This window comes from Achromobacter sp. FW305-C-28 (assembly GCF_058783235.1).
On record NZ_JBYSYL010000004.1, the window covers coordinates 392,306 to 415,148 of the forward strand.

At 67.1% G+C, this 22,843-nt stretch carries 22 protein-coding genes; 9 read left to right on the plus strand and 13 right to left on the minus strand.

Annotation, left to right across the window (positions count from 1 at the left end; genetic code table 11):
- Window positions 1–17: 17 nt before the first annotated feature.
- Window positions 18–839 carry a DUF7822 domain-containing protein gene (locus tag AC3WMR_RS13895; RefSeq protein WP_492265492.1) on the minus strand — a complete coding sequence of 274 codons (822 nt, stop codon included), beginning with the start codon at window positions 837–839 and terminating at the stop codon, window positions 18–20.
- 201 nt (window positions 840–1,040) lie between these two features.
- On the opposite strand from AC3WMR_RS13895, the gene AC3WMR_RS13900 reads away from it, so the two are divergent.
- Window positions 1,041–2,216: a GGDEF domain-containing protein gene (locus AC3WMR_RS13900; protein WP_492265493.1), complete on the plus strand. Its 1,176-nt coding sequence runs from the start codon at window positions 1,041–1,043 to the stop codon at window positions 2,214–2,216.
- A 27-nt stretch (window positions 2,217–2,243) separates the two neighbouring features.
- Here the strand turns inward: AC3WMR_RS13900 and AC3WMR_RS13905 are convergent, their stop codons facing one another.
- A complete protein-coding gene (locus AC3WMR_RS13905) occupies window positions 2,244–4,028 on the minus strand; it encodes an LVIVD repeat-containing protein (protein WP_492265494.1) in 1,785 nt (594 codons plus the stop codon).
- A 54-nt stretch (window positions 4,029–4,082) separates the two neighbouring features.
- The gene (locus AC3WMR_RS13910; RefSeq protein ID WP_492265495.1) at window positions 4,083–5,123 is read right to left on the minus strand and encodes a porin; all 1,041 of its coding nucleotides are present in this window, start codon (window positions 5,121–5,123) and stop codon (window positions 4,083–4,085) included.
- A 303-nt stretch (window positions 5,124–5,426) separates the two neighbouring features.
- Here AC3WMR_RS13910 and AC3WMR_RS13915 point away from each other — a divergent pair, with 303 nt between their 5' ends.
- Window positions 5,427–6,416: a LysR substrate-binding domain-containing protein gene (locus tag AC3WMR_RS13915; RefSeq protein WP_492265496.1), complete on the plus strand. Its 990-nt coding sequence runs from the start codon at window positions 5,427–5,429 to the stop codon at window positions 6,414–6,416.
- Here AC3WMR_RS13915 and AC3WMR_RS13920 read toward each other — a convergent pair.
- From AC3WMR_RS13920 to AC3WMR_RS13945, 6 genes are all read right to left on the minus strand, one after another.
- The gene (locus tag AC3WMR_RS13920) at window positions 6,410–7,396 is read right to left on the minus strand and encodes a Bug family tripartite tricarboxylate transporter substrate binding protein (protein ID WP_492265497.1); all 987 of its coding nucleotides are present in this window, start codon (window positions 7,394–7,396) and stop codon (window positions 6,410–6,412) included. The genes AC3WMR_RS13915 and AC3WMR_RS13920 overlap by 7 nt on opposite strands.
- Before the next feature lie 48 nt (window positions 7,397–7,444).
- A complete protein-coding gene (locus AC3WMR_RS13925) occupies window positions 7,445–8,029 on the minus strand; it encodes a malonic semialdehyde reductase (protein WP_492265498.1) in 585 nt (194 codons plus the stop codon).
- A 28-nt stretch (window positions 8,030–8,057) separates the two neighbouring features.
- On the minus strand, window positions 8,058–8,957 hold the full coding sequence (locus tag AC3WMR_RS13930; protein WP_492265499.1) for a dihydrodipicolinate synthase family protein: 900 nt from the start codon (window positions 8,955–8,957) through the stop codon (window positions 8,058–8,060).
- A gap of 10 nt (window positions 8,958–8,967) precedes the next feature.
- Window positions 8,968–9,942 carry an alpha/beta hydrolase gene (locus AC3WMR_RS13935; protein WP_492265500.1) on the minus strand — a complete coding sequence of 325 codons (975 nt, stop codon included), beginning with the start codon at window positions 9,940–9,942 and terminating at the stop codon, window positions 8,968–8,970.
- A gap of 13 nt (window positions 9,943–9,955) precedes the next feature.
- Window positions 9,956–10,525, minus strand: a complete 570-nt coding sequence (locus tag AC3WMR_RS13940; RefSeq protein WP_492265555.1) for a VOC family protein — start codon at window positions 10,523–10,525, stop codon at window positions 9,956–9,958.
- Window positions 10,526–10,602: 77 nt separating this feature from the next.
- Complete coding sequence (locus tag AC3WMR_RS13945; protein WP_492265501.1) at window positions 10,603–11,529, minus strand: fumarylacetoacetate hydrolase family protein; 927 nt, start codon at window positions 11,527–11,529, stop codon at window positions 10,603–10,605.
- A 169-nt stretch (window positions 11,530–11,698) separates the two neighbouring features.
- Between AC3WMR_RS13945 and AC3WMR_RS13950 the strand changes: the two genes are divergently transcribed.
- Window positions 11,699–12,673: an NAD(P)-dependent oxidoreductase gene (locus AC3WMR_RS13950; protein WP_492265502.1), complete on the plus strand. Its 975-nt coding sequence runs from the start codon at window positions 11,699–11,701 to the stop codon at window positions 12,671–12,673.
- 55 nt (window positions 12,674–12,728) lie between these two features.
- On the opposite strand, the gene AC3WMR_RS13955 is transcribed toward AC3WMR_RS13950, so the two are convergent.
- Both AC3WMR_RS13955 and AC3WMR_RS13960 read right to left on the minus strand, forming a co-directional pair.
- Window positions 12,729–13,202: a VOC family protein gene (locus AC3WMR_RS13955; RefSeq protein WP_492265503.1), complete on the minus strand. Its 474-nt coding sequence runs from the start codon at window positions 13,200–13,202 to the stop codon at window positions 12,729–12,731.
- A 50-nt stretch (window positions 13,203–13,252) separates the two neighbouring features.
- Window positions 13,253–14,335 carry a porin gene (locus AC3WMR_RS13960; RefSeq protein WP_492265504.1) on the minus strand — a complete coding sequence of 361 codons (1,083 nt, stop codon included), beginning with the start codon at window positions 14,333–14,335 and terminating at the stop codon, window positions 13,253–13,255.
- A gap of 411 nt (window positions 14,336–14,746) precedes the next feature.
- Between AC3WMR_RS13960 and AC3WMR_RS13965 the strand changes: the two genes are divergently transcribed.
- Entirely contained in the window at window positions 14,747–15,403 is a 657-nt protein-coding gene (locus tag AC3WMR_RS13965; RefSeq protein ID WP_492265505.1) for a GntR family transcriptional regulator, read from the plus strand.
- A 1-nt stretch (window position 15,404) separates the two neighbouring features.
- The gene (locus AC3WMR_RS13970; RefSeq protein WP_492265506.1) at window positions 15,405–16,184 is read left to right on the plus strand and encodes a hypothetical protein; all 780 of its coding nucleotides are present in this window, start codon (window positions 15,405–15,407) and stop codon (window positions 16,182–16,184) included.
- Between the two features lie 9 nt (window positions 16,185–16,193).
- Here the strand turns inward: AC3WMR_RS13970 and AC3WMR_RS13975 are convergent, their stop codons facing one another.
- On the minus strand, window positions 16,194–17,147 hold the full coding sequence (locus AC3WMR_RS13975) for a LysR family transcriptional regulator (RefSeq protein ID WP_492265507.1): 954 nt from the start codon (window positions 17,145–17,147) through the stop codon (window positions 16,194–16,196).
- A 123-nt stretch (window positions 17,148–17,270) separates the two neighbouring features.
- On the opposite strand from AC3WMR_RS13975, the gene curA reads away from it, so the two are divergent.
- From curA to AC3WMR_RS13990, 3 genes are all read left to right on the plus strand, one after another.
- Complete coding sequence (curA, locus tag AC3WMR_RS13980; protein WP_492265508.1) at window positions 17,271–18,299, plus strand: NADPH-dependent curcumin/dihydrocurcumin reductase; 1,029 nt, start codon at window positions 17,271–17,273, stop codon at window positions 18,297–18,299.
- A 205-nt stretch (window positions 18,300–18,504) separates the two neighbouring features.
- Entirely contained in the window at window positions 18,505–19,650 is a 1,146-nt protein-coding gene (locus AC3WMR_RS13985) for an alpha-hydroxy acid oxidase (RefSeq protein ID WP_492265509.1), read from the plus strand.
- Window positions 19,650–20,318, plus strand: a complete 669-nt coding sequence (locus tag AC3WMR_RS13990) for a hypothetical protein (protein ID WP_492265510.1) — start codon at window positions 19,650–19,652, stop codon at window positions 20,316–20,318. Before AC3WMR_RS13985 ends, AC3WMR_RS13990 begins: the two co-directional genes overlap by 1 nt.
- A 62-nt stretch (window positions 20,319–20,380) precedes the next feature.
- Here AC3WMR_RS13990 and AC3WMR_RS13995 read toward each other — a convergent pair whose 3' ends face one another.
- Window positions 20,381–20,803: a hypothetical protein gene (locus AC3WMR_RS13995; protein ID WP_492265556.1), complete on the minus strand. Its 423-nt coding sequence runs from the start codon at window positions 20,801–20,803 to the stop codon at window positions 20,381–20,383.
- 99 nt (window positions 20,804–20,902) lie between these two features.
- Here AC3WMR_RS13995 and AC3WMR_RS14000 point away from each other — a divergent pair, with 99 nt between their 5' ends.
- Entirely contained in the window at window positions 20,903–22,816 is a 1,914-nt protein-coding gene (locus tag AC3WMR_RS14000; RefSeq protein ID WP_492265511.1) for a B12-binding domain-containing radical SAM protein, read from the plus strand.
- Window positions 22,817–22,843 lie beyond the last annotated feature (27 nt).

Consider the following 22,843-nt stretch of genomic DNA (forward strand, 5'->3'; position numbering starts at 1 on the left):
GGGTAGATATCCCGGCGCTAGCGCTGGCGCGCCTCGTATTCACTGCGATTGAACAGCTCGAAATACAGCACGTCTGACCATTCCAGGCCCAGCGGATAGTCCGTGGCGCCGCTGCGGGTGCTGTCGAACTCATTGTCCAGCCGCAGCCCGAACAGCACGTCCAGCGGTTCGGCGGCCTGCTGCACCGAGGCGGTCTTCAATTGGCGCGCGGCCTCGGCGATATCCGCGGGCAACGCGTCCAGCGCCGCGCCGGCGTGCTGGCAGCGCGCCAGTTCCTGTTCGACGCTCGCCTTCAGTGCGGCTTCGCCGGACTCGCTCATGATGTCCAGCTCGATGGTTTCCAGCAGCAGGTACGCGTCCCGGTGCGCTTCGAGGAAGGCAAGGGTTTCGTCCATCGCCACCAGCAGGTCGGACGGCGGCGCGTACGACGTGGTGGCTGCCTGGACCGGAATCGACGAACCGGGCTTTTTGGCCGGCGAGAACAGGCGCTTGACGCGTTCCAGGAACGACACCGGTTGCGGCGCGGCCGGGGCCGGCGAGGCGGTGGGCAGCGGCACGGCCACCGCGACGCGCAGGATGTCCAGGAAGCGCTTGACCCTTTCGAAACCGGGTTCGAACGGGCTGCTGATGGCGTAGAGCCGGGTGTGGGAACCGGGCGCGTCGTCGTCCAGGCCATCGGAAACGAGCGACGCGCACAGCTGCGGGTCGCCGGACATCAACAGGCGGTAGATGAACGGCACGTCGTAGGGCCATTCGGACAAGCCCGAAATCGTCTCGGGCCGGTCGGCGTAGGACGTGGGGCGGTTGCTCAAGCTGTAGAGATACGAACGGTTGGCCATGGCGGCGGGGATCTCGCAAGCGTTGGGGACGCTAGTTGACCTCAATTCGTGCGCGGGCGGGGTGAAATTGCGTGTTTGCCTGCAAAAAATAGGGGCGTATCACCTTCGTGGTTCCCCGGACTCGTCACATCCGTGCGAAGGTTTTCCCCCTAAAATCGCGACTGCCGCCGCCTCTCCCGGCGCAAACCCTCCCTATTCGAGATGTACGTCGATCTCCTCACCCTGTATCTCATTACCATCGGGACGCTGCTGGCCAGCGCCGGCCTGACGTTCTGGGAGCATCGAACCCATCCCACTCGCAGCCGTTCGCTGCGCCTGCTGGCCGCGGGCTTTGCCACGCTGGCGGTCGGCTGTACCTCGGTGCTGTTTCGCGCCGACCTGCCCGCCGTGCTGGGCCCGGCCTTGAGCAACCTGGTCATCCTGAGCGGCTACCTGCTGGTGCTGAACAGCGTGGCCTCGCTGAGCGGGCGGCGTTACCGGGTCCGCGCCTTTGCCTTGCTGGCCGTCATGGCCCTGATCTGGCTGGTGGCCGGCGCGGGCGGGCAGGATCTGGTCTGGAAATACGTCAGCGCGTTTCCCATCGCCCTGGTCAGCGGCCTGACCGCATGGGAACTATGGCGTTGCGATTCCCTGAAAGCCTTCAAGACACGCTACATCGCCGTGGCGGTCGCGAGCATCCATGCGCTGATCTACCTGGGTCGGGCCTTCATCCTGCCCTGGTGGGTGGCGGCCCACGGCCCGGCGGCGCAACTGCTGGCCAGCAACATCACCATGTACGAAGGGGTGCTGTATTCGGTGATTCTGCCGATGACGCTGATCAAGCTCATCCGCGAAGAAACCTTGAGCCGGCTGGTGCTGGAATCCCAGACCGACTACCTGACCCGGCTGGGTAACCGCCGCTGGTTCTTCGAGCAGGGGGCGCGCGCCATCGACGACAGCGTCGCCCGCGGACCGGTGGCCGTGCTGGCGTTCGACCTGGATCAGTTCAAGTCCATCAACGACCGCTACGGCCACCAGGCCGGCGACCACGTCCTGAAAGCGTTCGCGCAGATCGTGCGCGACGTGCTCGGCCCCGACGCCATCCTGGCCCGCATCGGCGGCGAGGAATTCGCGGCCTTGCTGTCGGGGGAAGCGGCCGGCCAGGCCCAGGCAATGGGCGAGGCCGTCGCCCGACGGTTCGCCGACACGATCGCCGATCCGGCCAGCGGCCTGGGGCTGCGCGCCAGCGTCAGTATCGGGCTGGCGCGCTATGACCGCGATGCGCCGCCGCTGGCCGATGCGCTGGCGCGGGCCGACCAGGCCTTGTACCGGGCCAAGGCGCTGGGCGGCAACCGGCTGGAGCCGGCGTTTGTGCTGGAAGCCGCGGCGGCGGATTGAGCACGGGGCCGCCGCAGCCTGCCCGGCTCAGCGCGCGGGCCAGGGCTGGTCGGCCATGCCCAGCTTCGGTTCCCCCAGCAACGGCGTGGACAAGGCGTACGCGCCGTTTTCGGTGAAGGCCCAGATGATGTTGCGGTCGTACTCGGTGTAGATCGAGAACACGCCCTTGCCCAGGGTATAGACGGGCAGCTCGGACTCATCGGCCAGCGCGGGCACGAAGTACCCGGCGATGGTGGGCTTGGCGGGATCTTCCACATTGAAGATCTGCACCCCCGCGTTGTAGAACGAGTAGGGCACGATGCCCTGGCGCCACTGGCCCGGCTGGCCGATGGCGTTGGCGCGTTTCGGGCCGAAGTTGCCGCCCCGCTGGCAGAAGCTGGTGAACGGCGCGCCCGGCGGTACTTCGGGCTGCGGCATCTTGGCGGCCACTTTCAGGTGCGAGGGGTCGCGGGCGTCGATGACGAAGATGTCTTTATAGGGCTCGTAGCAATCGCGGTTCATCGGGTAGCCGTTGGCGAACACGTAGCCGGTGCGCGCGTACTGGCTGACGTCGGCGTTGTCGAATTCGGTGCCGGCGAAGCTGGGCGCCGTGTTCACGCCGCTGAGCATCCTGGGCTTGGCCGGGTCCGACAGGTCGAAGGCGTACACCCCCAGTCCGCCCATTGCGCCAAAGCCGATCTTGCCGCCGTTTTCCAGCGGCTGCGACAGGAAGATGGGGTTGCGCGACCCCATCCAGGAAGTCCGGTTGCCGGCCCGCGGATTCATCAGGTAGGCCTCTTCGTGTTCCTTGTCGCCCAGGATCTGGCCGGGCACGGCGACCTGTGACACGAATTTGGGATCGGCCGGATCGCTCATGTCCCAGACCTGGTAGCCGGGCGAATACAGGTAGTTCGGGTATTCGGTCAGGCCGTAGGTGTCGTCCGGCGCGGCCGACAGGATCATGTATTTGCCGCCGTAGTACTCCGGCGAATCCAGCGAACCGGACCCGCGTTGCTTGCCCACCGGCGCGTCCGGGTGCTGGTAGTCCGTCGTGCGGGTGGCGATCAGGCGCCACTGGCTGGGCAAGGGGCCGTCCATGACGAAGACCTTGAAGCCCTTGAGCGAGTTGTACTGGCGCTGCGCGGCGACCTTGTCGGGCTGTTCCAGCTTTTCGTTGATCAGGCCATAGCGGCCGATCTCGAACGAGGCGACCAGCACCGGCTTGCCCAGCTTCTTGCTCCAGGCGATGGTGGCGCCGCCCAGATAGTCCTGCACGGTATTCGGATCGTACTTTTCACTGGACCCTTTCGGCCCCCAGACGCCGCCCTTGGAATAGACGATCTTGCCGTGGGCCGGGTCGGTGACATCGAGGATGCGCAGGTAGTCGCGGTCGTGCACATACAGGTAGCGGCGGCCCTCGAAGTCGGCGATGTTGTTCCACGCATGGAAAGGCGAGCCCACGCCGGGGTAGAAGGCCAGCACCTTGACGTTCTTGGCGTAGCTTTGCTTGTCCCAGGTGGCCATCTCGCCAGGGAATTTCTGCCCGGTGTGCACTTCGGGCGTGGCCTTGGGCCAGATGAACTGGCCGGTCGCCGGGTCCATGCCGTAGTCCACGCCGGGCTTGAGCGGTACGGGCCGGCGCTCGGGCGTCAGCCGCAGCCATTGCGCCAGATAGGGGTCCTGCACCGTGGGCGTGCCGGGCGTGGCGACAGGCGCGGCAGGCTTGTGCGGCGCGGTCTGGGCGATGGCGGGCAGCGCGGCGCCGGCCAGCAACAGCGATGCAACAGCCGGGCCCGCGAATCGGGCAGGCCAGTGGGGGCGGGGGATGGACATGCAGTCTCCTTGGGGACGGGGGCGCTCGCCGGATGCGGCAATGGCGGCGGGCATTCAGAAGGCGTGGCGGATGCCGACCTGGTAACCGGTCGGGTTCTGGCCGGCGTTGGGATAGTTCTGGAAGGTCACGGGGTACGGGACGGGCGCGGCGCGGCGATGCTGCACATGGGCCACGCTGGCGTACAGGTCGGTGCGTTTGGACAGGCCGTGGATGAATCCCAGGACGAAACCGTTGGCGCTGGACAGGCTCTTGTTGTCGTCGTCGTGGCGATGTACCACGCTGGCGTAGAGGCGGTTGCGGCCGTCGATGTTCCAGCGCGCGCCCAGCTGAACGTCCCACCCGCTGGCGTTGAAGGCGGTGTAGGGCGGGTAGGCGTAGTAGCCGTTGTAGGTATGGAAGATGAACGTGGGTTCGACCGAGCCGATGCGATAGACGGCCGAGAAATAGTTGTCGCGCGAGGCATGCACCTCGGACGAACGGAAGATGTCGCGGGTGTATTGCTGCTCGCTGGCCACGCCCAGGAACAGCGGGCCTTCGCGGTATTCGAGGGCGGTGCTGATGAAGCGCCCGGCCTTGGAGCTGCCGCCTTCGCCGTTGGTCATCATGAGGCGGCCCGTGAGGCCATGGAACGCCGGCGTCTTGTACTGCACCGCGCCGTCCACCCGGTACGACGCATAGAAGAATTCCATGTTGTTGACCATGCTGAATTCGGCGGCCCAGCTTGGGTCGGCATAGCCGGCGATCCAGTACGACGGCGTGAACTGCCGGCCCAGCGTCAATTCGCCCCAGTCGCCTTTGAGCCCCACGAACGACTGGCGAAACTGCGCCGCCTGCTGGCCGTTGTTGGCCGAGAACATGGGCTCGATCGTGAACACGGCCTTGTTGCCGTCGCCCAGCTCTTCCACGCCGCTCAGGTTGAAGCGCGAATTGTTCAGGCCGCCGCTGGACATGCGCGTCGTCGAACCGGGCCCGGACGACTGCAGGTGCTTGATGTTCATGTCGACGTAGCCGGACAGCCAGACGCGGGTCTGGGCCTGCACGCTGGAACCTGCGCATAGCGCCACGACGGCCGCCAGTGCCGAAATCCTCTTCATTGCACTTTCCCCTCCTCGGTGAGCCGGCCCGGCCGCAGGGCGGTTCGGGCCTGTCGCTCGGGTCAACGTTGGACTTTTTTTTGTATACATTTATTGATAAAAGTATACGAAGAGGGGGAATAGGTTTATTGAACTGTCTGCTTATAGTGACAGGCGATTTGGTTATAGCGGCGGTATTTCAAAATGTATACATCAGGGCCTTCCTGAATAGGCGCGAAGCGGCGAATGCACCAGAATCGCGGCTGGCAGCATCCGGCCAGGCCGGATGCCCTACCCCCGGGCTTTGGACAAGAGGAACCCACCATGCATGCCGCGGACGCGCTTCCCTTGAATGACCTGTCGCTGATCCGCCGTTTGAAGCTGAACCAGTTGATGATCTTCGGGCGGGTGCTCGAAGCCGGCTCCGTGATCGGCGCGGCCCAGGAATTGCGGCTGTCGCAGCCGGCCGTGACCAAGGTCATCCAGGAACTCGAGGCCTGTTTCGACGGCCCGTTGTTCGAACGGTCGAACCGTGGCGTGGCGCCGACCGCGCTGGGCGCGTTGCTGGGCCGCCGGGTCAAGTTGCTGATGGCCGAGTTGCGTGGCATGACCGACGAACTGAATGATTTCCGCCTGGGCGCCAGCGGCCACGTCACGGTGGGCACGCTGATCTCGGCGTCGGCCCGCCTGCTGCCCAACGCGATCGCGATGTTGAAGGCGCGCGCGCCTGGCGTATTGGTCACCGTGCGCGAAGGCGCCACCGCGCACCTGTTTCCGGCGCTGGCCGCGGGCGACGTGGATATCGTCGTCGGCCGCCTGCCCGAACCCGAGCTGCCGCTGGCCAACGTCCATGCGCTCAGCCACCACGCGCTGTTTGACGAGGCCCTGTGCGTGGTGGTCGGCAAGGGCTATGGCCCGGCGGCCGACCGCGTCACGCATCTGGCCGAGCTGATCGGGTCGCCGTGGATCCTGCCCACGCCGGATTCGCCCGCGCGACTGGCGGCCGAACACCTGTTTCGCGGGGCCGGCCTGCCGCTGCCCACGGACATCGTCGAATCGTTGTCGATCCTGACCAATATCGGCCTGTTGCTGCACACGCCGCACGTGGCGTTGATGCCGCGCGCCGCTGCGCGGCAATTCTCGGATGCCGGCCTCTTGCGCATCCTGAACCTGCCCGAGACCGGCGCGTTCGGCACCGTGGGCTATTCGCTGCGCCTGAACCGCGAGCCCGGCGCCGCCTGCCAGACATTCATTGCCTGCCTGCGCGAGGTGGCCGCGCCGCCGGGCAGCGGCGCGGCGGCGATGCGCTACTGAGGCTCGATGCCGGCGGCTTCGATCACCGGCTGCCAAAGCCCCTGTTCCGTCTTGATGCGGGTGGCGAAGGCGTCGCGCAGTTCGCCATAGGGCGTGATGCCGGCTTCTTCCAGCCGCGTGCGAAAGGCGGGGTCGGCGACGATGCGGCGGCCCTCGTCGGCCAGGCGGGCCAGCACCGCTTCGGGCATCCCCGTGGGGCCGACCAGGCCGTTCCAGGTTTCCACGACATGCCCGGGATAGGTTTCGGCAATGGCCGGCAGGTCGGGCAATTGCGCCAGCCGCTTGGCGCTGGACACCGCCAGCAGGGACAGCTTGCCGGTGGCCGCGTGCGGCAGCACTTCGGACACGCTGGCGCTGTACAGGTCGATCTGCCCGGCCAGCACGTCCGCCAGCGCTTGCGCGCCGCCGCGATACGGCACCATCGTCGCCTGCACGCCGGCGCGTGTCAGGAACAACAGCGCCGACAGGTGCGTCAGCCCGCCGGTGCCGGCGTGGCCCACGTTCAGGGCGCCGGGGTTGGCGCGGCCATAGTCCACCAGGTCGGCCAGCGTCTTGAAGCCGTGGTCGGCGCTGGCCGCCAGCACGAACGGGTTGCCGCCCACATTGATGATGGGCGCGAAATCGCGGATGGGGTCGTAGCGGATCTTGTTGGTCATGGGCGCCGTGACGATCTGCGTCATGGTCGACATGAACAGGGTCTGGCCGTCCGCCTTGGCCCGCGCCACGTATTCCGCCGCGATCAGGCCGCCCGCGCCGCCGCGGTTGTCCACGATGAACGGCTTGCCGATGCGCTGGCCCAGCTTCTCGGCCATCATGCGCGCGATCAGGTCGGTGTTGCCGCCGGGCGAGAACGGCACCACGATGGTGACGGGCCGGTTGGGCCAGCTGTCTTCGGCCCGCGCCACGAAGGGCGCGCCGGCCAGCAGGGTCATCGCGCCCAGGCTGAAGCGCCGCCTGGCCGGGTTGATGGGGGTTGTCATGATGTCTCCTCGTTTTCTTGGTATGCGCCCGGCGTTGTGCCGGGTCGGTCATGCAATCCGGCAGGCCTGGGCGAAGTCCAGCCGCGGCAAGCGCGCAAAGAGCTTGTCGGGATCGCCCTTGCCCAGGTTGCACAGGAAATTCACGCGCCAGGTGCTGTCGGCAAAGAACGCCTGGTTCACCGCGTGGGCGTCGAAGCCGGACAGCGGCCCGCAGTCCAGGCCCAGGGCGCGCGCGGCCAGGATCAGGTAGCCGCCTTGCAGCGAACTGTTGCGCAGCGCGGTTTCCTCGGCCAGCGCCGCGTCCGCCGCATAGGCGTCGTACTGCGATGGCCGATGCGGAAACAGCGTTTCGCCCCACTGGTGAAAGGCGCTGTCGTACGCAACGATGGCGGTGACGGACGCGCCCAGCACCTTGGCCACGTTGGCGGGCGCCAGCGCCGGCACCAGCCGGGCCTTGGCCTCGGCAGTCTTGACGAACACCAGCCGCATGGGGCTGGTGTTGGCGCTGGTGGGGCCGTGGCGCACCAGTTCGTACAGGACGTGAAGCTCGGCGTCGGCGATGTCGCGGGGCAGCCAGCCGTTGTGGCTGCGCGCCTGCCGGAACAACTGGTCCAGCGTGCTGGAATCGTTCATGCGCGGTCTCCTTGGCAGACGCCGGCCGTCATGCCTGCAGTGCCGGCAACGCTGCGCGCATGCGGGCTTCGACCTGCGCGGCGGTGTCGGCATCCAGTGGCACCAGCGGCGCACGCACGTGGCGCCAGCCGTCGTCGCCCGTCAACAGCGACAGGGTGTGCTTGACGGCCGCCACCATCGGGAACTGCTCGGCGGTCTTGCGTACCGCCGTGATGCGGTCGCCCAGGCGCGCGGCTTGCTCGGGTGAGCCGCAGGCCAGCGCAATGTCGCGTGCATTGATGTTGTTGGTGGCCGAAATGCAGCCCGCCGCGCCCCTTTCCAGGCTGCGCAGCATCAGCACTTCGGATGCCGGGAAAATCGACAGCTGCGGAAAACGCGTCAGCATGGCGTTCAGGTTGTCCCAGTCGCCCGAGCTGTCTTTCACGCCGACGATGTGCTGCGGGTACGCCGCCGCCAGCCGCTCGATCAGCGGTAGCGTGATGGCAACGCCCGACACGGCGGGGATGTGATACAGCACGATGCGCAGGGCGGGGTTGTTCACCCGCTCGATCAATTGCCGGTAATAGGCAAACACGCCGTCTTCCTGCACGTTCTTGAAGAAGTAGGGCGGCAGCACCAGCGTGCCGGCGCAGCCCCGTTCCAGGGCATGGCGCGTCAGGACGACGGCGTCGTCGACCGCGCAGCAGCCCGTGCCGACCAGGATGCGGTCGGGGGCGATGCCCGCGTCGATCACGGCATCGACCAGCGACATGCGTTCGTCGAACGTTTCCGAGCAGGCCTCGCTGTTGGTGCCGGAAATCGCCAGGCCGGCGCCATCGGCGACCAGTTGCTTGCAGTGCGCGACGAACGCGGGCAGGTTCAGTGAAGCGTCCGCGCGAAACGGACTGACCACGGGTGCGAACACGCCGCGCAGCGAAGGATGTGACATGGAAGGTTCCTCAGGATGAGCGGCCCGGGGCCGGGGTAACGGGGGCGGTGACGGGCAAGGGGCCGGCATGGGTGGCGACGAAATCGAGCAGCGCGGCGGCAAAGGCGCTGTCGGCGCTGCCCAGGTGCGCCACCACGGAGGTGTGGTTGTGTCCGGGCACCTGGATGATGCGAGGCATCCGCCCGGCGGCGGCGACGCGCGCCGCGTATTGCAGCGCGTAGCGATCCAGGTAAGGATTTTCGTATTCGGCGATCGCGATCAGCAGCGGCACGGCCATGGCCTCGGCATGCGCCATGGGGGCATGGCGCCGCTGCAACGCGGGGTCCGGGCCGTAATAGGCCACCACGCCGGCGGCGTTGGGGTTGCCGGGCAGGGTGTCGGCCTCCAGGCGGGCGCTGATCAGCGCGGCGCCGGCCACGCCATCCGCCTGGCCACGGTAGCGCGGGTCGGTCAGGAAGGTGGCGACGTGGCTGCCGCCGGCCGAGTGGCCGATCAGCACGATGCGCCGCGGGTCGCCGTCCCAGGCGGCGGCATGCTTGCGCAGCCAATCCACCGCCGCGGCCACGTCGTCGGCGCCGGCCGGGTAGGGCGCTTGCGGCGCCAGGCGGTATTCGACGTTGACGCCGACGCAGCCGGCGCGTGCGAACAGCCTGGGCACGTTGGCGTAGATGTGCGGCGTGGCGTCCTTGCTGCCGCGCAGGAACGCGCCGCCATGCACGAAGGCCACGATGGGCCGCGCGGCGCCATCGGCTGCGGCCGGCAGGTATAGGTCAAGCTGCTGGCGCGGATCGTCGCCATACGCCTGCGCGGGCATCGTGCGCAGGCCGTCCGCGGGCAGGCCACAATGGACGGCGTCGTAGAGCTCGCAGACCTGGCGCCGGTTGCCCTGGATGTCGTTGGCCCAGGTCGGGCCCAGGGTCAGCATGGCGGCACGTTGCGCGTCGTCCAGCCCGGGAAACGGCGCGTGCGGGAAGGGGAATGTCATCGCGCGCCTCGGCTCATTCGGGCTGGTCTTTCTTGCCCGGCGCGGGCCGGCCTTCCTTGGCCGCCAGAATCGCCGGCGACGGCTGCACCACGAAATGCGCCAGGCGGTGCCGGTCGAACGATTCGAGGTCGCGGGCCCAGGTCTGCGGTTCGTGTTCGGCGCTGGTCGGTATCTGTTCCATGTCGGTGTAGATCTCGACGTTGTTGCCGTCCGGGTCCTTGAACACCAGGAACCAGTTGCTGCCCGGGCCGTGCTGCCCGATGCCGCGCTCGATCTCTACGCCCAGCGCACGCGCCACGTCCACCGCGCGCTTCATTTCGTCCAGCGATTCCACGTAGTACGAGAAATGCTCCAGCCCTGGGCGGGTGTAACGCGGCAGGTCATCGCGGTCGGGGGCGTCGGCCGGCAGGCGCGACAGGGCCAGGTCATGGTGGTCTTGCCCGGCGCGCAGGAAGACCATCTGGTCGGCGATGCGGTCCGATACCTTCAGGCCCATCACCTCGGTGTAGAAGCGCGTCGAGGCTTCCAGGTCACGCACCATCAGCACCAGGTGCCCGAGCTTGCGGGTCCGGATGGGTGCGATGGCCTTTGTGTCTGCGGCATTCACGGTTGTCTCCTCGCGGGGCTGTCGGCCCCGTCGTTATCAGGTTGCGTAGCAGGCTAACGGCTTTCCAGGGCCACGGGGTTCTCGAGGGTGCCGATGCCCTCTACCCAGGCCGTCATCGTATCGCCAGGCTTGAGATACACGCCGCGGCCCATGCCCACGCCGTCCGGGGTGCCCGTGGCGATCAGGTCACCGGGCTGCAACGTCAGGATGCGCGACAGGTAGGCGATCTGCTCGGCCACCGAAAAGATCATCTGCGAGGTGTTGCCGTCCTGCATGGATTCGCCATTGACGTTCAGCGTCATGCGCAGGTTCTGCGGATCGGCGATGCAGCCGGCCGGCACCAGCCAGGGGCCCATCGGCCCGAACGTGTCGAAGCTCTTGCCGCGAAACCAGTCGTGCTTGAACGGATAGTCGGTGCGACGGTTGAGGTCGCGGGCGCTGATGTCGTTGAAGACGGTGTAGGCGGCAATGACCGACAGCGCGTCGTCCACCGACACATGGCGGCAGGTCTTGCCGATGACCACGCCCAGCTCCACTTCCCAGTCCAGTTTCTCGGTTTCCGGCGGCATCAGCACCGTGGCCTGGGTGGGAATGACGCTGCTCTGCGCCTTCATGAAGACGTAGGGCTGGCTTTCGGCGCGGGCGGCGAGCTGCGTGCCCATTTCGTCGGCGTGTTCGTAGAAGTTGGAGGCCACCCCGAAGATGCGCCGCGGGCGGTAGGGAATGGCGTAGGCCGCGCCGTCGATGGCGGCCACGCGGCCTTCGGCGGCCAGGCCACGAGCCTGCTCGGCCAGCGACGCCAGGCGCGGGGCGGCGGCATCCCAGTCTTCCAGCAGGCCGTCCACGGCGGGCAGGTCGCCGCTCTGCCCGGCCTGGCTGGCACGGGCCAGTTGCGCCAGGTCATAGAGCGTGTTGTCGACCACCAGGCCGGGTTGTTGGACGCCGTTCAGTGCGTAGGTTGCTAGGCCGTGCCAGATCACGGGGATCTCCTTGTTGTGATGATGAGGTGTAGCGGCGGCCTGCGTGTTCTCACTGCCGCCTTGATGAATACTTTAAAGCTTACGTGTATACACGTCAAAGGGTTTGTGATAATTTTTGCCCCCTCATCGTTCCACCCCCGTTTCACCCCCTGAGGAGGCAATCGCCGTCATGAACGGAACCCCGAAAGACTCGAACACCGACGCGGACCACGCCGGCCCGCTGCACGTGCTGACCCGGCTGCCGCTGGACGCGGACTGGCTGGCCGCCGTGGCCCCCCGCTACCACGTGACCCCCTGGACGCAGGCCGACGCCGACCTGCGCGCCCGCGCACGGGCGGTGGTCACCAACGGCTCGACCGGGCTCAGCGCCGACGAGCTGGCCACGCTGCCTGCGCTGCAGCTGGTGGCAAGCTTTGGCGCCGGCTACGAGAAAATCGACCTGCATGCGGCGCAGGCACGGCAGGTACGCGTCTGCCATGCGCCCGACGCCAATGGCCAGGTCGTGGCCGACCACGCGCTGACCCTCATGCTGGCGCTGGCGCGCGGCATTGCCGCGCTGGACCGCGGCGTCAAGGCCGGCGGTTGGGAAGCCCTGCGCGCCGCGCGGCCCGGCCTGCGCGGCAAGACGCTGGGCATCGTGGGCCTGGGCAATATCGGCCACCGGCTTGCCAGGCTGGGGGCGGCGGTGGGCATGCAGGTGGCCTACCTGTGGCACGAAGGCACGCAGGGCGGCGAGGGCTACGCGCCGCATGGCGACGCGGTGTCGCTGGCCGCCGCGTCGGATGTGCTGGCCTTGACCTGCCCGGGCGGCCCGCAGACGCATCACCTGGTGAATGCCAGTGTGTTGCAGGCGCTGGGTCCGGCCGGCTTTCTGGTCAATGTGTCGCGCGGCACGGTCGTGGATACCGACGCGCTGATCGACGCGCTGGCGCGCGGCGTCATTGCCGGGGCCGCGCTGGATGTGCTGGAAACAGAGCCTGTCGTGCCGCAAGCCCTGCGCACGATGGACCAGGTCATTCTGACGCCGCACCTGGCGGGCCGTTCGCCGGAAACGCGCATTGCGCAGCACGCGGCGTTGGCCAGCAACCTGGACGGCTGGTTCGAGCGGGGCGCGCCCGCCCATCCCGTTCGCTTGCCCGCCTGATTGCAGGCAGGCAAGCAGCGATGCCCCGGCGGGGTATCGCTGCGCAAGCGTGGCCTCAGAGGCCGTCGCGATCGGCTTTCAAATCGGGGTTGCGCAGGGCCGGACCCGCATCGCCGTCACCGCCCGCGCGGGACGCACCGCCCCAGCCGTGGTCGGTCAGGTCGATGATGATGCCGTTCGGGTCGCGGTACTTCACTTCATAGAAGATGTTGCCCTTCACCGGCACCTCGCCCATGTAGTAGTTGCCGCCCGCGGCCTCGACCGTCTTGCGGGCTTCGGCGATATCTTCGACCCAGACGCCGATATGGTGCAGGCCGACGAAATCCTTGCCGCGGTCTTCGCCCGCCGCGTGGTCGCTCTTGTAGTTCAGCAGCGCGATGCTGATGGTGCCGTCGGTAAGGTACACGCCGCGCGCCAGCGACGAATCCGTTTCGCCGACCTTGCGAAAACCGAATGCGTTCTGATAGAACTCGGCGGCGGCCCAGGGGTCGGGCACGGACAGGGCGATGTGGCGCAGTTTGTTGCTCATGGAGATGCTCCTGGTTGGAACCGGGTGGATGAAAACGGTGGCGGGCGGCATCAGAACTTGTGCGTGATGCCCACCCCGAAAGCGGTCGCGGCGTCGCCCGCCGTCAGTTGCGGCAGCGGATTGCCGGACAGGTTGTAGCGAGCGGTCTCGCCGTTCACCAGCCGCGTGAAGGACGTCCAGACCTCGGTGCGCTTGGACAGCGTGTAGCCGTAGCCCAGCGAGATCTGCCAGGCGCCGGACCCCGAGCCCGGCACGCCGATGCCGCCCACCGCCTTGGTGGTGTCCCCGTGCGCGTCGGCGCCGTAGGTGTAGGACGCGCGCAATTGATGCGGCCCAAAGCTCTGGGTGGCGGCCAGTTGCCAGGCATCGCGATACACCGACTGCCCCGGGGCGGGCTGGTAGCGCAAGCGCTCGTAGGCGCCGCGCAGCTTGGTGCCGCCAAAGGTGTAGGTCACGGCCAGGCGGTCGGCATGGTCTGCCGAGCCGTCGTAGAAGTAGTCGCGGTGGTACTCGTGGCCCCAGGCCACGAACCAGTCGCCGCTGGCGTAGCTGGCCAGCCCCGACCACGCCATGGGATTGCCCGTGGGCATGCGTTCGGGCAGCGTCACGCCCATCTTCAGGCTGAAGCCGCGCCAGTTTGGCGTGGCGTATTGGAAGAGGTTCTTCTGGCGCCGGTCGAACGAATGCGGCGCCACGCCATTGCCGGCCGTGGTGAAGCCATTGCCCATGATCGAGTTCGACGCGAACACGCCGGCCGTGAACGGGTCCACCGTATAGACCGATGCAAAGCGCAGCGGCATTTCCCATTGCCCCATCAGGAACTCGCCCCAGGGGCCGCGCAGCCCCAGCCCGGAATTGCGGTCGGAGATTTCCGACGTGCCGGTGCCGGTCATGCGCAGATTGGTTTCGATCTGGAAGAACGCTTCAAGATCGCCGCTGATTCTTTCCTGGCCGCGAAAGCCCAGCACCGACAGGTCGTTCACCAGCCGGGTCAGGGATTCAGAGCGGCCATTGCCCGACAGCCTGACGGTTTCCACGTCTTCCTTGATGAAGCCGTAGATCTGCACGCTGCTGCCGGGCTGGGCCAGCGCGGGGCCGGCGGCGCTGGCCGCCAGCACGGCGGCAGCGGCCACCCGCCTTCGGTGGGGCTGGCGCGCGGTGCGCGAACCCGATCTTGTGACGCCCCTGAAAACGGCTGAAGTCGATGCCATGTGGTTGGTCTCCCCTTGTCCTGTTTAAGGTACATAATTTTCTCAAAGTGTACATTGTTATTGATGTGTATACACAAAGGATTTTTGGGATTCCTAGGCCAAATGCAGGGGAAGCGGACCTGTGATGAGGGAAACCCCTGGATAGAAGTGACGGAAACGGCCGGCACGGCGTACCTGCTCAAGGCGGACACGAAGTCGTGTTCACTCAATGTGTACAAAAATGTGGATATGCACGCAGATGGCTTGGCTGAAATATCTTTAGCCACAAATCAGGCGAAAAAATGGGGGCGTGTATAATTTTTGCCACTCCCGACACTGATTCGAAGGACATTAGTGCCAACCATCGCCGCCCAAATCAGCCAACAGCTCGCCGAAGACATCATCTCCGGCCTCCTGCCTCCCGGTGAGAAGCTTGAAGAGCCCGCCCTGGCGCAACGATTCCAGGTGTCGCGCACGCCCGTCCGCGAAGCATTGCGGTTGCTGGACGCGCGCGGCCTGATCGAACTGGTGCCGCGCCGCGGAGGCGTCGTCATCAACACCAGCCCCGACCAGTTGGCCGACATGCTCGAAGCCCTGTGCGAACTGGAATCGCTCTGTTGCCGCATCGCCACGCAACGCATGAGCGCCATGCAGCGCCGTCAGCTGGAACTGCTGCACGAAGAAGCCGAATCGGTGGCCGACAAGCGTGATACCGAGGCCTATCTGGAACTGAACTCGCGCTTTCACCAACTGATCTGCCAGGGCACCCAGAACGCCACGCTGGTTGCCGCCGTCGAAAGCCTGCGCGAACGGCTGGCGCCGTTCCGCGCCGCGCAATCCGGCGTCGAGCGCCGCTTCGAGGTCTCGCACCGCGAACACCAGAAAATCGTCGAAGCCATTCTGGCCGGCCAGCCGGAACAGGCTTACCTGGCCATGCGCAGCCACACCACGCGCCTGACGCTGAACGTCATGGAACTGATCCAGGCCCAGCGCGCAGGCAAGGCGGCGTAGTTTGCCGGCTGAACGCGAGGGCTTCTGGTTCGATGCGGCCGACGCATCGCTGTCCCTGAAGCGATCGGGCAACCAGGTCAGCCTGCCGCAGGCCGTGCCGCCCTGGATGGTGGTCGAGCAGTCCGTGGCCGGCATCACGATCGGCAGCCGCTGGCCCGGCCGTCTGTGGCGGGTGCGGGTGACGCAGTTGGGCGATATGTCGGGTCTGGTGGCGCAGCCTGGCTACTGGCGCGCCGCCGTGATCGAACTGCTCGAGGAATTGCCCGTCTCGACGTTGTTCGGCCCGCAGGGCGCAGCGATCGTCGGCTTGCTTGAGCAGATACGCAAGCTGTCGCGCCCGCAGGCCGAGCAACTTGCGGCCGGCGTGCCGCCGCAGGCGTGGCGGGCCTGGGGCCGCGCCTGGATGCGCTGGTCCGCTGATGATGGCGCCGCGCCTGAAACCGATGGCGCCCTGCAAGCCTGGGACGGCGTGCTCTCGGCCACGCGCCGCATCGACAAGCAACGTTCGCCCATCCACGCCGGCTTTCTGCTGATACACACGCTGGTGCGCGAACGCGCCCAGGCGCTGGACGGCGACGCCGCTTTCGAGCTGACCGAAGACGACGGTGAAATCGAACAATGGCTGACGCCGATGTGGCGCAATGTCAGCGATGCCTGCCTGTACGCCGCCATGGCGCTGGGCGGCGCGCAGTGGGTCGCCCACGGACAGGCCGCAGTGTTGACGCAGGCCTGGCGCGGCGTGTTCGGCGAGCCCGTGGATGCGCCGGCCACGGCCGGATAATTCGCCGAACTAGCCGGCCAGCCCCACGACGGGCAGGGCGTCCGGCAAGGGCGAATACCCCGCGCCGGTCGGCCATGCTGGCTGCGGCACGCCCCAATTCTGCAGGCTTTCCCGCAGCAACGACACCGCGGCGCGGCCGCTGTCGTTCAGCCGCTTCGATGCATACATGCCAAACTGCGCACGCAGGCTGGGCGGGCCATCGGGCCCGAGCGAAATGATGCGCATGGTGTCGGGCCGCACGCATTCGCTGGACAGCAGCGCCACGCCCAAGCCGTTTTCCACCGCGGCAATCGTGGCGCCTACGTTGTGGCTGGTCAGCGACACGCGGAAATCACGCCCGGCCGCGGTCAGCGCATCAAACGCCAGGCGGCGCCACGAGCACGGTTCGGCATACACGATCACCTCCAGCGGCGCGTCCGGGTCGGGCGCTTCGTCGATGGCGCAGACCCAGTGCAGGTCCACCGCCCAGGTCTGCACAGGTTCATCCAGGAACGCCGCGCATACGCCCACCGCCACATCCAGCGTGCCTTCCTGCCAGCGCGCCGCAAGCCTTTCGCCGTCGTCCACCACGACCTCCAGGTGCAACTGCGGGCAGGCGCGCCGCAGGCGGCCCAACGCGGCGGGCAGGGCGACCACGGCCACGTCTTCCGACAGCCCGATGCGCACGCTGCCCGCCACCGCGCGTTCGCGCAACCGGGCCGCGGCGGCTTCGCCCAGCGCCAGGATGCGGTTGGCGTAGCTCAGCAGCAATTCGCCTTCGGTGGTCGGCGCCATGCCGCGGCCGGTTCGGTGCAAGAGGCGCTTGCCCACCTGTTCTTCCAGCCGCCGGATCTGCGTGCTGAGCGCTGATTGGGCCCGCCCGGCCTGATCGGCGGCACGGCTCAGGCTGCCGTGGCGGCAAACGGCCACGAAAGTGCGTAGCAGGGCGGGGTCGAAGTCACCGGACAGGGCAGGGTCTGACATTATCAATCTGTTAAGTCTGGATTATGAGAGTTCAGTCTACCTGTATCTTTGCGGCGCTCCTAGTATCCCCGTATCGCGAAACCGAATGCCCTTCGCGTCCCCTTGAACTACGGAGAAACTTCCATGTCCGCCCCTCAGAATCTGCGTGTCGTCCTGGCTACCCGCCCCGTCGGCCGGCCGCGTCCCGACGATTTTCGTTTCGAGCAGGCCCCCATCCCCGAGCCGGCCGACGGCCAGGTGCTGCTGCGGGTTCAGTACCTGTCGCTGGACCCCTACATGCGCTGGCGCATCAGCGCGGCCAAATCCTACGCGCCGCCCATCGAGATCGGCGACGTGATCGTGGGCGGCACCGTGGCCCGCGTGGAAGTCTCCCGGCATCCCGATTGGGCTGAGGGCGACGTGGTGCTGTCGGCGGCCGGTTGGCAGCAGTACGCGCTGTCCGACGGCAGCGACTTGCGGCGGCTCGATCCGGCCGTCGCCGCGCCTTCCACCGCCCTGGGCGTGCTGGGCATGCCGGGCTTTACCGCCTATGCGGGCCTGCGCAACATCGGCCAACCCAAACCCGGCGAAACCGTGGTGGTCGCAGCCGCCAGCGGCGCGGTCGGCTCGGTGGTGGGCCAGATCGCCCGGATTCGGGGCGCACGCGTCGTGGGCATTGCCGGCGGCCCCGAGAAGTGCGCCTTCGTCAAAGACGAGCTGGGCTTTGACGCGGTGGTCGACCACCAGGCGCCTGACTTCGCGCAGCAACTGGCCCAGGCGTGCCCCGACGGCATCGACGTGTATTTCGAGAACGTCAGCGGCCACGTGTGGGACGCAGTGCTGCCGCTGTTGAACAACTTTGCGCGCGTGCCGGTGTGCGGCCTGATCGCCAACTACAACGACGACCCGGCGGCCATCAGCGGCCCCGACCGCCTGCCGACCACCATGCGCGAGATCCTGGCCAAGAGCATCACGCTGCGCGGATTCATCCAGCACGAATTCGTCGACGCGCAGCAGGACGACTTCCTGCGCGAGGCGGCGCAATGGATCAAGACAGGCCAGCTGCGTTGGCGCGAAGACATTGTGGACGGCCTGGAACAGGCGCCGCAAGCGTTCATCGGCCTGCTCGAGGGCAAGAACTTCGGCAAGCTGGTGGTGCGGCTGGGTCGCTAGCCGTCACGGGACCCTGGCGTCGTCTGCCGCGCGTTGCACAGGGCCGTCAGCCCCTGGCCGCAACGCGCCATGACGGTGCCGGGTATCGAAAATTTCGCCATGCCCCCAGCGGAAATTTCCGGGCGCAGGGGCCCGGTCGGCCTGATCTTTGGCGATATCATGACGGCGCCGTCGCGCCCCTGCAGCGTTGACCAAGGACCCCGCAATGCGTCTGACTCAGTGCCAGAATTTCCACGACTTTCGCCGCATGGCGCGCCAGCGGCTGCCCGGCCCCATCTTCAACTACATCGACGGCGCCGCCGACGATGAGACCACCTACCGCCGCAACACCGGCGCCTTCGAGGCCTGCGACCTGGTGCCCGACGTGCTGCGCGGCGTGGCCCAGGTGGACATGTCCGTCACGGTGATGGGCCAGAAGCTGGCGCTGCCGGTGTATTGCTCGCCCACGGCGTTGCAGCGCCTGTTCCATCACGATGGCGAACGCGCCGTGGCCGCGGCCGCCGGCAAGTTCGGCACGATGTTCGGCGTGTCGTCGCTGGGCACGGTCAGCCTGGAAGAAGCCCGCCAGATCAGCGGCGGCCCCCAGGTCTACCAGTTCTACTTCCACAAAGACCGCGGCCTGAACCGCGAGATGATGGCGCGCGCCAAGACCGCCGGCGTGCAGGTCATGATGCTGACCGTGGACAGCATCACCGGCGGCAACCGCGAACGCGACAAACGCACCGGCTTTGCCATTCCGTTTCGCCTGAACCTGGCCGGCATCGCGCAGTTTGCCGCCAAGCCGGCCTGGGCGCTCAACTACGTCACCCACGAACGCTTCCGGCTGCCGCAACTGGACACCCACGTCGACATGGGCGGCGGCGCCATGTCCATCAGCCGCTACTTCACCGACATGCTCGACCCCGCCATGAACTGGGACGACGTCGCCGCGATGGTGGCCGAGTGGGGCGGCCAGTTCTGCCTGAAGGGCATCATGTCCGTCGAAGACGCCAAACGCGCCGTCGACATCGGCTGCACTGGCATCGTGCTGTCCAACCACGGCGGGCGCCAACTGGATGGCTCACGTAGCGCGTTTGACCAGCTGGCCGAAATCGTCGACGCCGTCGGCGACCGCATCGACGTCATGATGGACGGCGGCGTGCAACGCGGCACGCACGTGCTCAAGGCCCTGGCGCTGGGCGCCAAGGCCGTGGGCCTGGGCCGCTACTACCTGTTCCCCCTGGCCGCTGCCGGCAGGCCTGGCGTGGAACGGGCGCTGGACCTGATGCGCATCGAAATCGAACGGGCGATGAAGCTGATGGGCTGCCAGACCGTGGCCGATCTGCAGCGGCGGCATCTGCGGTTTCGGTGATGGGTTCCCTGCGCCGCATCGCCTGGTGGGTCGCGCTGTCTTGCCTGGGGCTGTTGGCCGGCTGCATGGCGTCGCGGCCGCTGCAGCCCATTCCGCCGCTGTACACGCTCTGGCAGAAGTCCGGCGTCCAGGAGGCCGGCGTGCGCGAAGCGCTGCTGGGCTGCGGCTTTGCGGATTCAGCCTATATCGACAACCGCCGCATGACGCCAGACGACTATGCCCGCGCCGAATTGTGCATGCTGGATCAGGGCTATCGCTACCTGGGGCGGCGCATTGTCTGCACTGACGCGCCCGATCTGCCTGCCTGCGCACAGGTGCCGCGCGGCAAGACATTCGGCACCGATCCGGATTTCGACCCGGCGCGAATCCGCCCACGGCCGCCCAGGCCGGCGGAATCCTCCCGCTGGGCGCGGCTCGACACGGATTCCGAAGGCGTCAGGCAGGCCATGCAGGCGTGCGGATATACCACTACCCAGGAACCTGTCGACGTCATGCCGCTGAACGATATCGCCGCGGCCCAGCTATGCATGCTGGATCAGCGTTTCACTTATGCGCTGCCCTATCAGTCCTTGGTGTGCAAAAGCGTGCCTGGGCTGCCGGCCTGCCGCAATCATCGCATCGATACCCAACATTGTTGCGCGGCGCCCAAGGCCGCCGGCCAGCGCTGAGCCTTCGTCTTCCCGCACTGTTAGGGGATGCGCCAGCCTGAGCCAGCCGGGCTATGCCACGCTTACTCGTCACTGCGCCAGGACTTGCGTCGCCGCGCCCGCGGCTTGGGCACCACGCCCATTCGGGGGTCCCGCGCCAGCGCCAGTTCCACCAGATGCGTGGCCCAGGCTTCAAATTGCTCGTCCGATTGCGGCAGGTACAGCCACTTGCTCAATTGCGGATGCGGCACCAGGGCGGGAACCTCGTCGATCAGCGCTTCCTGGCGATCGTGCGAGGTGCACACCAGGACCCCATTCCAGGGTTCGTCCCGCTCGGCCACCACCAGATACAGCGACCCATCCAGATACGCCGCGTCGCAGCCGAACATCTTGCGGTGCGTGAAATTCGGGTCCCGTTCCAGGGGCTCGATGATCCACAGCAACGAGTTCTGGCGAGCGGGGCGGGCTTTTCTGAGCGGGGCGAAGGGGTCGGAGGCTTGGCGCATCGAGCCAGTGTAGCGAATCGGGCTGCGCCAGCGGGCCAGGGGCCGCACTGCCTATAATCCACCCTGATCCCCGCTTTGACGGCAGCCTTGCCGTGCCTCATGTCCTCTTTGCCTTTACGCGTCCTGTCGGTCATTCCGCCGATGACGCAGCTCAACACTCCCTATCCGTCCACCGCCTACCTGACGGGCTTTCTGCGTTCGCGCGAGGTCCCGGCGGTGCAGGAAGACCTGGCGCTGGCCCTGGTGCTGCGCCTGTTGTCGGCGGACGGCCTGCGCGCCGTCGCCGCCCAGATCGACACCCTGCCGCTGGAACAGCACACCCCGCCTATCCAGGCCTTCATTGCGATGCAGCCGCGCTACCTGGCCACCATCGGCCCGGTCATCGCCTTCCTGCAAGGCCGTGATTCCACCCTGGCGCACCGTATCGTCGGCCGCAACTTCCTGCCGGAAGGGCCGCGTTTCAGCACGCTGGACGTGTACATGGACGAAGACGGCGGCGATCCCCTGGGCTGGGCCTTCGGCGCGCTGGGCTTGCAAGACCGCGCCAAGCATTTGGCCACGCTGTATCTGAACGACCTGGCCGACGTGCTGCGCGACGGCATCGACCCGCGATTTGAATTCGTGCGTTATGCCGAGTCACTGGCCGGCAGCCAGCCCACCTTCGACCCCTTGGCCGAAGCCCTGGCGGCGCCGCTGAACCTGGTCGATGACACGCTGCGCGACCTGACCCACGAAGCCTTGGCGCGCCACGCGCCCACCATGGTGTTGCTGTCCGTGCCGTTCCCCGGCGCCGTCTACGCCGCCTTCCGCATCGCCCAGGCCATCAAGGCGCACGACCCCGGCATCGTCACCGTGCTGGGCGGCGGCTTCGTCAACACCGAATTGCGCGAACTGAAAGACCCGCGCGTCTTCGATTACTTCGACTACGTCTGCCTGGACGCCGGTGAACGCCCCTTGCTGGCCCTGCTGGAACACGTGCAGGGCAAGCGCTCGCGCTCGCGCCTGGTCCGCACCTTCGTGCGCGACGCCGAATCCGGCGCGGTCCGCTACATCAACATGGTCGAACCCGACGTGGCCTTTGCCGAGGTCGGCACCCCCACCTGGGACGGCCTGCCGCTGGACCGCTACCTGTCGCTGCTGGACATGCTGAACCCCATGCATCGTCTCTGGAGCGACGGCCGCTGGAACAAGCTCACCGTGGCCCACGGCTGCTACTGGAAGAAATGCAGCTTCTGCGACGTCAGCCTGGACTACATCGGCCGCTACGAAGGCGCGTCCGCCACCGTGCTGGCCGACCGCATCGAAGCCATCGTCCGCGAAACCGGTCAGACCGGCTTTCACTTCGTCGACGAAGCCGCGCCGCCCAAGTCGCTCAAAGCCCTGGCCACCGAGCTGATCGAACGCAATGCCGGCATCTCGTGGTGGGGCAACATCCGCTTTGAAAAGACCTTCAGCCCCGAACTGTGCGAACTGCTGGCCGACAGCGGCTGTATCGCGGTGTCGGGTGGCCTGGAAGTCGCGTCCGACCGGCTGCTGACCTTGATGAAAAAAGGCGTCTCGGTCGACCAGGTCGCCCGCGTCACCCGCGCCTTCACCGACGCCGGCATCCTGGTGCACGCCTACCTGATGTACGGCTTTCCCACGCAGACCGTGCAGGACACCGTCGATGCCTTGGAATACGTGCGCCAGCTGTTCGAGAACGACTGCATCCAGAGCGGCTTTTTCCACCGCTTTGCCTGTACGGTGCATTCCCCGGTGGGCAAGAACCCCGAGGAATACGGCGTCACGTTGCAGCCGCTGCCCGAGGTCACGTTCGCCAAGAACGACATCGGCTTTCACGACCCGACCGGCGTGGACCATGACGCGCTCGGCCGGGCCTTGAAAAAGGCGATCTACAACTACATGCACGGCATCGGGCTGGACGAAGACGTGCGGACGTGGTTTCCGTTCAAGGTGCCCAAGACCACGGTCGCGAAGAACCGCATCAGCCGCGCGTTGAGCCAGCGGGGGTAGGGCGGGTCTCTACAAAACCCGCCCCGG